13 protein-coding genes are annotated in these 13,158 nt (G+C 60.4%); 6 read left to right on the top strand and 7 right to left on the bottom strand.

What is annotated here, in order from left to right; translation table 11 throughout:
* Positions 1–146: 146 nt before the first annotated feature.
* Complete coding sequence (locus BUB69_RS21265) at positions 147–1,295, bottom strand: serine hydrolase domain-containing protein (RefSeq protein WP_073170191.1); 1,149 nt, start codon at positions 1,293–1,295, stop codon at positions 147–149.
* 117 nt (positions 1,296–1,412) lie between these two features.
* The gene (gene dinG, locus BUB69_RS21260) at positions 1,413–3,557 is read right to left on the bottom strand and encodes an ATP-dependent DNA helicase DinG (RefSeq protein WP_024696068.1); all 2,145 of its coding nucleotides are present in this window, start codon (positions 3,555–3,557) and stop codon (positions 1,413–1,415) included.
* Positions 3,558–3,664: 107 nt separating this feature from the next.
* Between dinG and BUB69_RS21255 the strand changes: the two genes are divergently transcribed.
* From BUB69_RS21255 to BUB69_RS21245, 3 genes are all read left to right on the top strand, one after another.
* Positions 3,665–4,129, top strand: a complete 465-nt coding sequence (locus BUB69_RS21255; protein ID WP_073170189.1) for a CopD family protein — start codon at positions 3,665–3,667, stop codon at positions 4,127–4,129.
* 207 nt (positions 4,130–4,336) lie between these two features.
* Positions 4,337–5,287, top strand: coding sequence for a nucleoside-specific channel-forming protein Tsx (locus BUB69_RS21250; RefSeq protein WP_073170187.1), 951 nt, complete (start codon positions 4,337–4,339; stop codon positions 5,285–5,287).
* 26 nt (positions 5,288–5,313) lie between these two features.
* Positions 5,314–6,336, top strand: a complete 1,023-nt coding sequence (locus BUB69_RS21245) for a purine-nucleoside phosphorylase (protein ID WP_073170185.1) — start codon at positions 5,314–5,316, stop codon at positions 6,334–6,336.
* 57 nt (positions 6,337–6,393) lie between these two features.
* On the opposite strand, the gene BUB69_RS21240 is transcribed toward BUB69_RS21245, so the two are convergent.
* Together BUB69_RS21240 and BUB69_RS21235 are read right to left on the bottom strand one after the other, a co-directional pair.
* Positions 6,394–7,152: a collagen-like triple helix repeat-containing protein gene (locus BUB69_RS21240; RefSeq protein ID WP_073170183.1), complete on the bottom strand. Its 759-nt coding sequence runs from the start codon at positions 7,150–7,152 to the stop codon at positions 6,394–6,396.
* A complete protein-coding gene (locus tag BUB69_RS21235; RefSeq protein ID WP_073170181.1) occupies positions 7,145–7,420 on the bottom strand; it encodes a DUF1145 domain-containing protein in 276 nt (91 codons plus the stop codon). Before BUB69_RS21235 ends, BUB69_RS21240 begins: the two co-directional genes overlap by 8 nt.
* Before the next feature lie 253 nt (positions 7,421–7,673).
* On the opposite strand from BUB69_RS21235, the gene BUB69_RS21230 reads away from it, so the two are divergent.
* Positions 7,674–8,171 (top strand): DUF6231 family protein, encoded by a 498-nt coding sequence (locus tag BUB69_RS21230; protein WP_073170179.1) that lies wholly within the window; start codon positions 7,674–7,676, stop codon positions 8,169–8,171.
* Positions 8,172–8,174: 3 nt separating this feature from the next.
* On the top strand, positions 8,175–8,648 hold the full coding sequence (locus tag BUB69_RS21225; RefSeq protein ID WP_073170177.1) for a YchJ family protein: 474 nt from the start codon (positions 8,175–8,177) through the stop codon (positions 8,646–8,648).
* A 420-nt stretch (positions 8,649–9,068) separates the two neighbouring features.
* Here the strand turns inward: BUB69_RS21225 and BUB69_RS21220 are convergent, their stop codons facing one another.
* Both BUB69_RS21220 and BUB69_RS21215 read right to left on the bottom strand, forming a co-directional pair.
* A complete protein-coding gene (locus tag BUB69_RS21220) occupies positions 9,069–11,507 on the bottom strand; it encodes a TonB-dependent receptor (protein ID WP_073170175.1) in 2,439 nt (812 codons plus the stop codon).
* 132 nt (positions 11,508–11,639) lie between these two features.
* A complete protein-coding gene (locus BUB69_RS21215; protein ID WP_073170172.1) occupies positions 11,640–12,203 on the bottom strand; it encodes a hypothetical protein in 564 nt (187 codons plus the stop codon).
* Positions 12,204–12,316: 113 nt separating this feature from the next.
* Here BUB69_RS21215 and BUB69_RS21210 point away from each other — a divergent pair, with 113 nt between their 5' ends.
* Positions 12,317–12,808 (top strand): LEA/WHy family protein, encoded by a 492-nt coding sequence (locus tag BUB69_RS21210; RefSeq protein WP_024688260.1) that lies wholly within the window; start codon positions 12,317–12,319, stop codon positions 12,806–12,808.
* Positions 12,809–12,819: 11 nt separating this feature from the next.
* On the opposite strand, the gene BUB69_RS21205 is transcribed toward BUB69_RS21210, so the two are convergent.
* Positions 12,820–13,149: an MFS transporter gene (locus BUB69_RS21205; protein ID WP_073170170.1), complete on the bottom strand. Its 330-nt coding sequence runs from the start codon at positions 13,147–13,149 to the stop codon at positions 12,820–12,822.
* Between the last annotated feature and the right edge of the window lie 9 nt (positions 13,150–13,158).

Here is a 13,158-nt window from a genome sequence, read left to right as displayed (position 1 = left end):
CACAACAGTTTTTGATCAGACAGAGGGAACGTTGTTACGTCCGTATAACACGCATGAAGTTACAGGTGTAAAGAGAAACCGTCGTACGGTTCCTGTTGCGCCCATTAACTGACAGTCGGTATGAAACAAGCACTTATAGCCGATAGTTACTGCAAACACTCACCAAGCACCCTGACCAGCTTCTGGGCGCGCGGATCCATGAGAATGTAAGGCCCCAGCGTGTTGGTCACAAAGCCAAACGCCACCTCGCGGTCAGGATCGGCAAAACCGACCGAACCGCCAGCGCCCGGATGACCGAATGCCTTCGGACCCAGCCCGAACGTGGCGTTGGCCACGGTTGGTTGATCAAGCATGCAACCCAGACCGAAGCGGGTCGAGGTCAGCAGGGTCTTGTCCTGGCCGACGCTGTGTTCACGGGTCAGTTCATTGAGCATTTCGGCTTCCAGCAGGCTGCCATCCAGCAGACCGTTGTAGAAGCCTGCAAGGCTGCGGGCATTACCGTGGCCATTGGCCGCAGGTTGTTGCATGCGACGCCACTCCGGCTTGTTGGTACTGGTCAGAATCGACGGCGGGTTGGTAAAGGCCCTGGCCGTGATCGAAGTCGGTTCGCGCATCGTCGCCTGCAGCACACGCTGCGCTGCGTCGTCGCCGACATTGCCTTTACCGCGTGCAATGTGTGCCACGCGATGGAACTGGTCGTCCGCCAGCCCGACATGAAAATCCAGCCCCAACGGACGTGCAACCCGCGCAACGATGGAGTCGCCCGGACCACGACCATCGGCGCGGCGCAGGATCTCGCCAATCAACCAGCCGTACGTGATGGCTGCGTAGCCATGGCCCTGGCCAGGAATCCACCAGGGCTCTTCGGCCGCCAGGGCTGCGGTCATGGTGTCCCATTGGTAAAGCGCTTCTGCGGGCAGTTGCGCACGGATGGCCGGCAGTGCCGCCTGATGGCACAGCAACTGACGCAAGGTAATCGCAGCCTTGCCTGCAGCGGCAAACTCGGGCCAGAGTCGGGCCACGGGATCGTCCAGTTTCAGCTTGCCCTCTTCGACCAGTTGCAAAACGGCGACGCTGGCAAAAGTCTTGGTGCAGGAGAACAGATTGGCGATGGTATCGGTGTGCCAGGCTTCGGCACCGTCCTTGTCAGCGGTGCCCGCCCACAGGTCAACGACCGTCTGCCCGCCCACCTGGATGCACAACGCAGCGCCGCGCTCCTGAGGATCGTCGAACAATGCCGCAAAGGCTTCACGCACTGCTTCGAATTCAAGTTCGAAATGACCCTGGATCTGCAAACCGCTGACTCCTGAATATCGCGTTGAAGGCCCTGATTAGGGCCAACTGAATGGGCGCATATTGTTCCAGCGATTGGACGCTTTGGGAACAGTCGCCACCTGCCTGTCAGCCTGCGTTCAGGAAATTTCTCGATGAAACGGCGGCAGCGCGTTGAGAATCGCCTTGCCATAACGCTGGGTCACCACGCGGCGATCCAGCAGCGTGATGGTGCCTCGGTCTTCCTCGGTGCGCAGCAGGCGGCCGCAGGCCTGAACCAGACGAAGGGAAGCATCCGGCACCGCAATTTCCATGAACGGGTTGCCACCGCGAGCCTCGATCCACTCGGCCAGCGCCGCCTCGACCGGATCGTCCGGCACCGCGAACGGAATCTTGGCGATCACCACGTGCTCGCAATAAGCCCCGGGCAAATCCACACCTTCAGCGAAGCTGGCCAGCCCGAACAGCACGCTGGACTCGCCGCTGTCGACGCGCGCCTTGTGCTTGTTCAGGGTTTCCTGCTTGGACAGGTTGCCCTGAATGAATACTTGTTTGCGCCAGTCGCGGTCCAGCCCGTCGAACACGTCCTGCATCTGTTTGCGCGAGGAGAACAACACCAGCGTGCCGCGCGAGCCTTCGACCAGACCTGGCAGGTCGCGAATGATCGCCGCCGTATGAGCGACCGCGTCACGCGGGTCGGCCTTGAGGTCCGGCACACGTAACACACCGGCATCGGCGTGATGGAACGGGCTGGGCACGACGGCCGTGACGGCGCCCTTCGGCAGACCGGCACGCATGCGATAACGGTCGAACTTGCCCAGCGCAGTCAGGGTTGCCGACGTGACCAGCGCGCCATAGGCGACGTTCCACAGGTTGCGCCGCAGCATCTCGGCAGCCAGGATCGGACTGGCGTTGACCTCGATGTCGAACAGCGCACCGCTGTCGGCCAATGTCAGCCAGCGGGCCATGGGCGGGCTGTCTTCCGGGTCTTCGGCGGTGAAGGCGGTCCACAGCTCCCAATTGCCATGAGCACGGGCCAGCAGACTGCCGAACAGTGGATACCATTCTTCTGCCTGATGACTGGCGATGCCGATGTTGACCTCGCCGTCCATGCCTTCCTTGAGCAGATCGGTCAGGCGCGTGAACAGGTCGTCAAGGCGCGCGAAACCTTTCTTGAGTTCGATGCCCATCTCACGGATGTGCTCGGGAATGACGCCGCCGACGAAGCGATGACGCGGGCGTTCGCGGCCCTGCATGTCTTCACCTGCGCGGAAATCGGCCAGTTGCTCGCAGGCACCGAACATGAACTGCTGATGCCCCTTGATCTCGCGCGCCAGTTCCGGCACTTGCTCGATCAACTTGCCCAGATCGCCGGGCAGTGGATGCTGGGCGAGCAGTTTGGCGAGGTTCTTGGCGGTCTGTTCCAGCCAGTCGGCCGTGGAGCGCAGACGGGTGTAATGCGCGAAATGGCCGATGGCCTTGTCCGGCAGGTGATGGCCTTCGTCGAATACGTAAAGCGTGTCACGCGGGTCCGGCAGCACGGCGCCGCCACCCAGTGCGAGGTCGGCCAGCACCATGTCGTGGTTGGTGACGATCACATCGACCTTGCCCATGCCTTCACGTGCCTTATAGAAGGCGCATTGCTGGAAGTTGGGACAGTGCCGGTTGGTGCACTGGCTGTGATCGGTAGTGAGGCGCGCCCAGTCCTGATCGGCCAGTTCCTGGGGCCAACTGTCGCGGTCGCCGTCCCATTTGTTGCCGGCCAGTTTCTGCAGCATGCTGGTAAACAGCTTCTGGCTGGCTTCGTCGACTTCGATCTTGAAGCCCTCTTCCTCGAACAGCTGCGCGGTCGCGTTGGTGGCATCGCTTTCCTGCAACAGCATGTCGAGCTTGGACAGGCACATGTAACGACCACGTCCCTTGGCCAGGGCAAAGGTGAAATTCAGGCCGCTGTTGCGCATCAGGTCCGGCAGGTCCTTGTAGACGATCTGCTCCTGCAGCGCGACGGTTGCCGTAGCGATCACCAGACGCTTGCCCGCCGCCTTGGCGGTCGGAATCGACGCGATGGCGTATGCCACGGTCTTGCCCGTACCGGTGCCCGCTTCAACGGCGACCACGGCCGGATCGCCGGAGCGGCGCCCCTCTTCATCGGTATCGATGTCCCCCAGCACCTTGGCGACTTCAGCGATCATCAATCGCTGGCCATACCGTGGCTTGAGGCTCTTGGCTTCGAGGAAACGCGAGTAAGCGCCCTGGATCTGGGATTTGAGTTCGGTACTGATCATTGGCTTCGGTTCGGGGGCACGGCAAAAAAGGCTGGATAAATTTTCAGTGGTTCTGAGTGGGCGCTATCATAGCGCGCTAAATCCATCCGCGCAGAACGGAGTACCTGATGAGCGCATTTTCCCCTGTTTATACGTTGCATCTGCTGGCTGCTCTGGTCTGGGTCGGCGGGATGTTCTTCGCCTGGATGGTGTTGCGTCCGGCAATCATTGCAGCACTTGAAGGGCCGTCTCGCTTGAAACTGTGGGTCCAGGTGTTTCCGAGGTTCTTCGTCTGGGTCTGGGCCGCAGTGATCGTGCTGCCGGTCACGGGTATCGGCATGATTCAATTGAGCTTCACCGGCTTCGAAACCGCCCCGCGCTACGTCCAGATCATGATGGGTCTGTACGTGGTCATGGTCGCTCTGTTTCTTCGTATCCATTCATTGCAACTGCCGGAACTGCGCCGTGCGGTGGACGCCGAACAGTGGGCCGAAGGCGCAGCAGCGCTGGGTAGAATCCGACGACTGGTTGGCGTCAACCTGATCATCGGGCTCGCCGTGGTGGTGATCGCCGCCGCACGCCCAGGCTTCTGATCGACTGAACACGTCTGCTGTGCGAAACGAAACATCACGGGGCACCAGGCGTGTCACCGCGCACAGCAGACGGGCAAAATCCTGCCCGATCGGTCACTTTATTTAATTAATATCCTTTACTTTCAGTAGTTTGAATTCCTTTGGCACGCCATGTGCAATCGTTTGCGGATCACGCTGTGCGTGCCATTAAAAGGAGTTTCAATACCGATGCAGTCCTCCACGCCGTTCATCGCCCCGCCCAGATATCTGATCCCTCTTGTGTTTGCCGCCGCCCTACTGCCCTGCGCAGCCGTGCAGGCGCAGACCAGACCCGCCGAAGACTCCGCACAGGGTGAGACCCTGAGCCCGCCCGCCTCACCCAAGGAAGGCAAAGGCACGTACCTGTCGGACTGGTTCAATCAAGACCTCACACTTATAGGCAGCAAGGACATCAGCTTCGGCCCGCAACCGGTCGATGACGTGTACCTGGAATATGAGTACTTCGGCCGCAAAGGCCCGTTCGAGCTGTACGGCTATATCGACGTGCCGAAGATCCTCGACATCGGCAACCGCAACGACAAGGGCGTCTGGGACCATGGCTCGCCCGTGTTTATGGAGCATGAGCCGCGCATTTCAATCGATTATCTGGCAGGTCGCAGCCTGGCCGTGGGGCCGTTCAAGGAGTGGTACGTGGCCTTCGACTGGATCTACGACCACGGCAGCAACTCGGCCAATCGCGCCAACACGCTGTACAGCGGTATCGGCACCGACATCGACACCCGGTCGCGGGTCAATCTGTCAGCCAACTTCTATGGCCGCTACCAGTGGGAAAACTACGGCGCCAGCAATGAATACTCGTGGGACGGCTATCGCGCCCAGCTCAAGTACATCGTGCCGATCACCACATTCGACAACGGCGCATCGCTGACCTACATCGGCTTTACCAACTTCGATTTCGGCTCGGACCTCAAGGACGATCCGGCACGTACCGCCAACTCGACGGTGGCCACCAACGTATTGCTGTACGCCTTCACCCATCTGCGCTTCACCCTGGTCGGTCGTTATTTCCACAACGGCGGCAACTGGCAGGACGGCAGTGAGCTGAATTTCGGCGAAGGCAACTTCCGCGCCCGATCGGACGGCTGGGGTTACTACGCCGGTGTCGGTTATCAGTTCTGACCATGATTTTGACGACAGGAGTTCTCATGAAAAGCCTCACTCGTAACACCCTCTTCGCCTCGCTTGCACTGCTCAGCCCCGGCATCTGGGCCTCCGCCGCACCCGTCACGCCCAAGGTCATGCTGATCGCCATGTTCGCCCCCGAAGCGCAGAACTGGATCGACCGCCTGCACCTGACCAAAGAGATCGAGGTGCCGGGCCTTGCCGCCGAATACCCGACCATCCGCTGTAACGATCAGGACACCTGCCTGATGGTCACGGGCATGGGCCAGACCAATGCGGCGGCCTCCACCCTGGCGCTGGCGTTGTCGCCGCAGTTCGACCTGCGCAAGACCTATTTCATCGTCGCCGGCATCGCGGGGATCAACCCGCATCACGGCACGCTCGGCACCACGGCCTGGGCTCACTATCTGGTGGAGTTCGGTACTCAATGGGAAATCGATTCACGCGATGTGCCCAAGGACTGGCCGACCGGCTATCTGGGCATCAATACCAAAGGCCCGAACGAAAAGCCGCCACTGGACTACAAGACCGAAGTCTTCGAGCTCAACCCGAAACTGCAAGCCAAGGCCTTCGCGCTGTCGCAGAAAGTCGCGCTCAGCGAGAGCAAGGAATCTGCGGCGTGGCGGGTGAAATACCCCTACGCCCCCGCCAACCAGCCGCCGCAGGTCACGCAGTGCGACACGCTGGCAGGCAATACCTGGTTCTCGGGCACGCGTTTGAGCGAGCGAGCGGAAGTCTGGACGCGCCTGCTGACGGACAACAAGGGTGTGTACTGCACGACCCAGCAGGAAGATAACTCGACGTACGAGGCGCTGCTGCGGGCGAGCAAGGCGGGTAAGGTTGACGTCAGTCGCCTCGCCGTGGTCCGTGCAGGCTCGGACTTCGACCGCCCTTATCCGGGCTACAGCGAAGTGGACAATCTGTTGAAGTACGCCGATCAGGGCGCATTCGTGCCCGCGCTGGAAAACCTGTACCGCACCGGCAATCCTCTCGTACAGGCGATCATCAAGGACTGGAAAAACTGGGAAAACGGCGTGCCGCAATAAGCGCGGGATGCTGACAGCACTGCGGGCTGTTCAAGCCCGCAGTCTGTCACGCGCTGTTTACAAGCGTTGCAGAATCAGCGCACCGGCAGGTCCTGCGACACCTGGCTGGCCGGGCTCACCCGGCTTTCCTGACTTGCCGCCATCGGCGCGATAGACGATGCAGCCCTTGGACGCGCCCCCCTTGCCCGCCTTGCCGCCCTCGCCGCCTTTGCCCGGCGCACCCCCTTCGACATTGACCTTGATCCGCTCGGCCGCAAAGCTGTACGGCAACTCGAGGCGAACCTGCGCGCCGGCTGCGCCGTCATGACCATTGCCGCCATTGTCACCGTTGTAACCACGCCCGGCCTGACCCCAGGTGCAGCCAGGCTCTTCGCCCGTGCCGCCATCAAGACCGACATACCCAGGACCACCGGCACCGCCGCGTGCATCGATCGACAGCTGCTCGGCGTTCAGGTTATTCACGCGCAAGGTGAGGTTTCGGCCTGGCAAGGCAGGCTTTTCGAACGTGCCGGGTGCGCCGCGTGCCGTGATCTGGCTGCCCGTGCCGAACTCGCCGCGATCCACGACCAGCTTGAAGGTCTGCACGCCGGGGACAATGGCGATCCGTGCTTCGTGACCGAGCACCAACTGGCCGATCTTGACGTCATCGATCCCAGCCGGAATCAGGAGGGTCCCGTAATCGGCCACTTCCAGGCGCTCAACCTGAAGAACGCTGCTGTTGCCGGGGAGGCGCATCAGGGAGTGTGGCGCAACGATGATGGCCTGGGCCATGGCCAGCGGACTGAACAGAGCAGCCAGTAAAACGAGATTACGCATGAGAGTGCCCCGAAGCCGAACGGCTGATGGATTGGACATGAAAGATGCCGAACAGAACGATTTTGCCTCTGTCACGCCAAGGGTGCTTGCGACCGCGCAGGCTGGCGTTGAACAGAATCAACTCAAGCAGATGAGTCAGCAGCAACAGGCTGCCCGCCATATCGATCATCACGCCGAACGGGCTCGGTGCTTCAACGACCGCATTGACCAGCACCACCAGCCAGAAACCCAGCATCAGCACCTTTCCCAATCCCCAAACCCACTTCATCGCATGCCCCCTGGTCATGATCCTTTTACGAAAGCGAATTCTTCGCACGCTTTTCGTCGCCGCACAGTAGACGTGCTGCCCACCGAATATGCCAGCGGTGTGTGAAAAAACATGCACCATCGGTAGATATAGCTCGAAACAGCCTCAAGGGCACCGGACATTTGTCACCCCTGGCGCTTTTCACGCAACCGGGACCGCGCTTTTCAGCACTCGTCTGGCAGGCTAGTCTTGTCAGTCACTCAGAGGACTTTCGATGACTGTCGGTTTTTCCACCCGCACGCCCCAACAAGCACTGGCCGCCCTGCTCGACCGCTACGCACCAGCACGGCTGCTGTTGATCGGGGCGCAGGCGTTTCCTGCCTTGCAGGCCTTTCAGGACGCGCATCCGCAGACCGAAGTGGCGCAAGCCGGGCCCGGCCTGTTGCCTGCGCACCTCGCGGCGCAGCGGTTTGACCTGGCATTGGTCGTCGATTGCCTTGAACACATGCCCAAGCGCAGCGGGCTGGAACTGCTGGGCGGCATCCGCAATCTCAACGCCAGCCGCATCGCCGTACTGGCCGACCTGAATGCCTGCGGCTGGCAGGAAACCGACTTTTTCTCACTGGCCTTGCAGGCCAGCGAACGGTTCACACGCGACGAACAGGTTCTGACGCTGTTCACCTACGACCTGCGCGAATACAAGCAAGTGCCTGACTGGCTGAACGCGAAGTTCTGGGCCAACCCGGAAAATTTTGGAAAGTATTGGTGGTGAATCATGAGTAGTGCCATTTGCCCCTGTGGCAGCGGCGACCTGTTGCTGGCCTGCTGCGGGCGTTACCACGCGGGCCAGCCTGCGCCGTGCGCAGAAAAACTGATGCGCTCGCGTTACAGCGCCTATGTACTGGGGCTGACCGATTACCTGGTGCAGACCACGCTGCCTGCGCAGCAGGACGGGCTGGACCGGGAAGCCATTGCTCAATGGAGTGCACAAAGCACGTGGCTGGGGCTTGAAGTGGAAAGCGCCGAGGTGTTCGGCGGCAAACCCGAGCACGCTTTCGTGACCTTCACTGCACGCTGGCATGACGGCAATGGCGAGCACAGCCACAAGGAGCGCTCCTCGTTCGTGCAGAATCAGGGCCATTGGTACTTCATCGACTCCACCGTAACCCTCAAGGCCGGACGCAATGATGCGTGTCCTTGCGGCAGCGAGCAGAAATTCAAGAAATGCTGTTCGGCGTATGTCGGTTAGTTGAGCCCGACAGAAGCACGAGACGGGGCCAAAACGATATTTACTAAAGGAAGTGCGATCTTGTGGGAGGCGGCTTGCCGGCGATGCTTTTTCTGAAGCGATACATAAGTGACTGAACGGACGCAATCGCCGGCAAGCCGCCTCCCACAGGCTGCGCATTCAGTCAGACGCTTTAGCTTTGACCCCTTTTTGCGCCTTTTCTGGACCTGTGTGTCACAGCCTGCATCCACACGCGACGCGCTCATCGCTAAACACAAGTCTTGCTGCAACCAATATGCATTCAGTCAGACACTTTAGCTTTGGCCACTTTTTGCGCATCTTCCAGACGTGCATACAACGATGAGCCCGGTGCGTGGAAACGGGCTTGCACACACCGTCCTGATCGCAGACCTCCCAGGACACAGGCTCACCCGAGCCCCATCAAAACTCCAGCTGCGCCGAGAACGCCACGGTCCGTGGGTCGCCCAGGTAGCTGCTGTTCAGCCAGTATTCCTTGTTGGCCAAATTGCTGACGTTGACCCGCAAGGTCAGGTCGTTCTCTGAAACGCGCATGCGGTAGCGGGCACCCGCGTCGAAGGTGGTGAAGGATGGCAGGTCGTTATCGTTGCTCTGGTCGGTGTACTGTTTGCCGGTGTAGAACGCGCCACCCGTCATCGCCAGACCCGGCACCTGATTGATGTCGTATTCGGCGTAGACCTTGGCCAGTTGCTTGGCGACGTTGGTCGGCGCGTTGCCTTCATCTGCCGCAACGCCGGTCTTCTTGATCTTCGGGTCCAGCAGCGTGAAGCCACCGACCAGCGTCAGTTCCGGGATGACCTTGCCGGTCACGCTGAACTCCAGGCCATTGTTCTCCTGACGACCATCGACGACGTAGATGTTCGAGGCGGTGGTGTAGCCATTGGGCTTCTCGATGTTGAACAGCGCCAGGGTGAACAGCGTTTCTCCCAGCGTTGCCTTGGCGCCAATCTCGTACTGCTCGCTGACTTCCGGCGCGAAGGCCTGACCCGCGTTGGTGGTGCCGCTCGGTGCGATACCGCCTGATTGCAGCCCTTCGATGTACGTCGCGTAGGTGGTCAGCCATGGCACAGGCTTATAGACCAGCGAGATGTTCGGCGACGTCTTGCTTTCGTTGTACCGGGTTTCGGTTTCCGCCGAACCAAAGGCCCTGGCGTAGACGAACTCGTTGGCGTAGGTCTTGATCTGGGTGTTTGTGACACCCAGGATCGCCGACCACTGCTCGTTGAACGTGATCACGTCGCCGATCAGGAAATTATTGCTTTCCGAGCTGTTGGCCAGGCGCTGATTGCCATGGCCAATGGAATACGCAGGCTTGCCGACCTGCGGGGTCTGGTCGAAGCCAATCGTGCCGACAGGCGAGGTGTACTGCGGACCGGGCTGGCTCGGGGTGTAGGGAATGTGGTCTTCGTACTGTTTCTGACGAGACGTGTTGCCCTGATAGCCCATCGTGACCTTGTGCCCGAGAAAGCCCGTTTCGAACGCCGCGTCGAGGAAAAACGACCCGGTTTTCTCTTCGGTTTCAATAGGCGCAAAGGCGTAAAGCGGCTGCGAGTAGGAGCCTGCGCTGTAAACCGTCGGACCTGTATAGGTATTTTCACTGGTGTACTGCTGAGCAGCGAACGCCGCGCGCAGGGTGAAGGTGTCGTTCAGGCGCCATTTGGCGCGCACACCCGCCTTGTCCGACTCGAAGTCCGAGAACGACCACTTCTGGCTGTACAGTTTGTCGTTGTCCAGTGACGCGGCGCTCGGACGCAGCGACTGATCACCAAAGAACCAGTAGCTGGTCAGGCCACGAATCTGGGTTTTCTTGTGCGACGCATCGAACTGCACCAGCAGGTCATCGGAGACGTTCCAGTCCAGCGCCAGGGAGATCATCTCGCGGCGACGCTTGTTCAGGTCGACAGCCGTTTCACCATCCTGGGTCAACACGTTGAGGCGATAGGCGAAGGTCCCTTCGCTGTCGATCGGACCGCCGAAGTCGCCGTGCAGGTAGTAGTTCTCGCCACCGGCATTGCCCATCGTCACGCTGTTATAGCGCTGGTAGGTCGGACGCTTGATCACGTAGTTGACCAGACCGCCCGGTGAAGCAGGACCGTAGAGGAAGCCGGTCAAACCGGTGATGACTTCCAGTTGCTCCATTTCTTCCAGGTAGTTGCTGCCGTCTGCGCCGTTGGTGAAGCGCAGGCCGTCGTTGGCGATGTTCAGGCTGCCCGCGTTGCTGAAACCGCGAATATTGACGGCGCTGGCATATCCGGCGCTGGTGGGGGAATACATCTGGGTGAAGGGGTTGTGCTTGATAACGTCATCCAGCGATGTCGCCTGAATGTTCTTCAGCAGGGCCTGCGGGGTCACGCTGATCGAGTAAGGCGCATCCTGCAGTCTCATGCCGCCCAGCGCGCCGACGCTGCTGACGTTTTCGCTGCGATAGCCCGCTGCTTCCGAACCCTCGGCAGCCGTGGCGCTCGCGTTGATGTTCACGTCCGAGAGGCTAAGCGTGCCCTCTTCCATCGCCATCAGGGTGTAGGTTCCGGCGCTGCTCTGCACCAATTGCAGCCCACTGCCGCGCAGTGCTTCGCGCAAGGCACCCGCTGCGTCGAATTGCCCTTTGACCGGCGCGCTGGATTTCCCCGCCGCCAGCGCCGGATCAAGGCTCAGCACCAGGCCGCTCTGGCTGGCGATCCGGTTCAGCGTGGTCGTCAGCGGGGCCGCAGGCAGGTCGTACGGCATGACCTCGGCAGCCTGTTGCGCGGCCATCAGCAAGGGGCTGGCCAGCGGCGCGCAAAGGGCAATGGCCACCGCCAACATGCTGGGGCGCAAAAGGGTGTCTAGCGAACGGGACATCGGGCAACTCCTGACGGGAATATTCTCAATGCCTGTTAGCCGAGCGAAAACCGGAAAGTGACAGAGCTGATTGAAAATAATTCCGTTTCAGGAAATCTGCTGTGCCTGCGCGTTGAAAGACCCGGTATCGGGTTACACCAGCTTCAGGTGGGAGGTATCGGGCGCCTTTTCATTATCAGCGCTCCTGACTTGCCCAATGTTGGTGCCCACCGGCGCAACACTCAGCCGGGAAAGGTCCAGCAGCGGCGGCACAGGTTGGGGTTGTGGAGGCAGGATGTCGCTGCCTGCTTCGGCCAGGGAATAGTCCGGTGCGTCGACATCCACGAACGCGGCCATATACAGATCACGTGGCTTGACCTGCAGACGACCGGGGCTGACCTGGGTCTTGCGCAGCCAGGTCGGCTCGTCAGGCGGCCTGGCCAGTTCGACCTCCTCCACTTCCATTTCATCGGGCGGTGAGTCGATTACGGCCATCGGTACGACTTCAACGTGCGCACCTGCCCGCTCGAGCGTTGCTCGATACTTTTCCGCGGTGGTCGCATCAAGTCCGTTTTTGAGCACCAACCGTCGTCCCGAGAACAGCAGGTCCAGACGCGCAGCGTCTGCCTGGAACAGCTTTCCCAGGTTGGCCTTGACCCTCTCAGGCTGGGCTCCGACAACCAATTGGCCGTCGAAGACGATTTCGTATTGACTCATGAGAGACACCCGGTTGCACGTGGACAAAGTATGACGCAGCGTCGGAGAACGGGACAAGCGGGTTACCCTTGGCCCGCGAGTTGCTAAACTCAAGCCTCATTCGGAGCAACCACATGTTTTTTCAGGCGCACATTACAAGAACCTTGAGCCTTGCGCTGATCATGCTGGGGCTCTCGGGATGCTCCCTTTGGAGTTTTGACAGTTTCCAGGACCCGGAAGTGCATTTGCTGAAGGTTCAGGTCGTCAAGGCCAGGCTGACGCAACAGGACTTCAAGCTGCACTTCGAGATCGACAACCCCAACGATTCGCGGATTCTGGTACGCGCCTTCCAGTACAAGATCACCCTTAACGACATGGTGCTGGCCGACGACCGGTCCAACGACTGGTTTTTCGTCGATGCCCACAGCACCCGGACCTTTGTGGTGCCGATCCGCACCAATCTGTGGCGGCACGCAAAGTACATCGCCCAATTGTTGAAGAGGCCCGATGAGGCCATTCATTATCGGCTTGAGGGCAAACTCAAGACGGGCCTGGTGTTCAGAAACAGCATCCGGATAGGCCGCTCGGGCGACGTGGCGCCCGAGGAACTGATCCATAGACGTTGAGACAGTACCGCCTAACCGCCCAGTCTGCCCTTGATCAAATCCATCAGAAACTTCCAGATATCTGCCGACCACAAGGCGCGATTGATGGCCGCGATCAGTGCGCCGCCAAACGAGCCCAGCAGAAAACCGACTCCGGCGATGTTGCGCGGCTCGTGAACACCCAGGTAATTACTGGCGATACCGGTCAGAAACACGGCGCATGCCACCCCTGTGATCAGAAATACCGTCCAGGCGCGCCAGTCCAGCAGGCTCGCCTGGTGCCACCAACCAGAAATGATTGCGCCGACCACCCCGGCCAGCAACCAGTCGCCTCTGTCTACCAAGCCGTTCAAGAGCTCCATGAGCCTGAC

It is taken from the genome of Pseudomonas asturiensis (assembly GCF_900143095.1).
GTDB lineage: Bacteria > Pseudomonadota > Gammaproteobacteria > Pseudomonadales > Pseudomonadaceae > Aquipseudomonas > Aquipseudomonas asturiensis.
Note: the sequence above shows the minus strand (reverse complement) of the source record. Positions and strands in the feature narration are given on the sequence as shown.

Bases quoted from the DNA above. Each gene is read 5' to 3' on its own strand.
- dinG (WP_024696068.1), bottom strand. From the start codon at position 3,557: ATGATCAGTACCGAACTCAAATCCCAGATCCAGGGCGCTTACTCGCGT.
- BUB69_RS21255 (WP_073170189.1), top strand. From the start codon at position 3,665: ATGAGCGCATTTTCCCCTGTTTATACGTTGCATCTGCTGGCTGCTCTG.
- BUB69_RS21250 (WP_073170187.1), top strand. From the start codon at position 4,337: ATGCAGTCCTCCACGCCGTTCATCGCCCCGCCCAGATATCTGATCCCT.
- BUB69_RS21245 (WP_073170185.1), top strand. From the start codon at position 5,314: ATGAAAAGCCTCACTCGTAACACCCTCTTCGCCTCGCTTGCACTGCTC.
- BUB69_RS21240 (WP_073170183.1), bottom strand. From the start codon at position 7,152: ATGCGTAATCTCGTTTTACTGGCTGCTCTGTTCAGTCCGCTGGCCATG.
- BUB69_RS21235 (WP_073170181.1), bottom strand. From the start codon at position 7,420: ATGAAGTGGGTTTGGGGATTGGGAAAGGTGCTGATGCTGGGTTTCTGG.
- BUB69_RS21230 (WP_073170179.1), top strand. From the start codon at position 7,674: ATGACTGTCGGTTTTTCCACCCGCACGCCCCAACAAGCACTGGCCGCC.
- BUB69_RS21225 (WP_073170177.1), top strand. From the start codon at position 8,175: ATGAGTAGTGCCATTTGCCCCTGTGGCAGCGGCGACCTGTTGCTGGCC.
- BUB69_RS21220 (WP_073170175.1), bottom strand. From the start codon at position 11,507: ATGTCCCGTTCGCTAGACACCCTTTTGCGCCCCAGCATGTTGGCGGTG.
- BUB69_RS21215 (WP_073170172.1), bottom strand. From the start codon at position 12,203: ATGAGTCAATACGAAATCGTCTTCGACGGCCAATTGGTTGTCGGAGCC.
- BUB69_RS21210 (WP_024688260.1), top strand. From the start codon at position 12,317: ATGTTTTTTCAGGCGCACATTACAAGAACCTTGAGCCTTGCGCTGATC.
- BUB69_RS21205 (WP_073170170.1), bottom strand. From the start codon at position 13,149: ATGGAGCTCTTGAACGGCTTGGTAGACAGAGGCGACTGGTTGCTGGCC.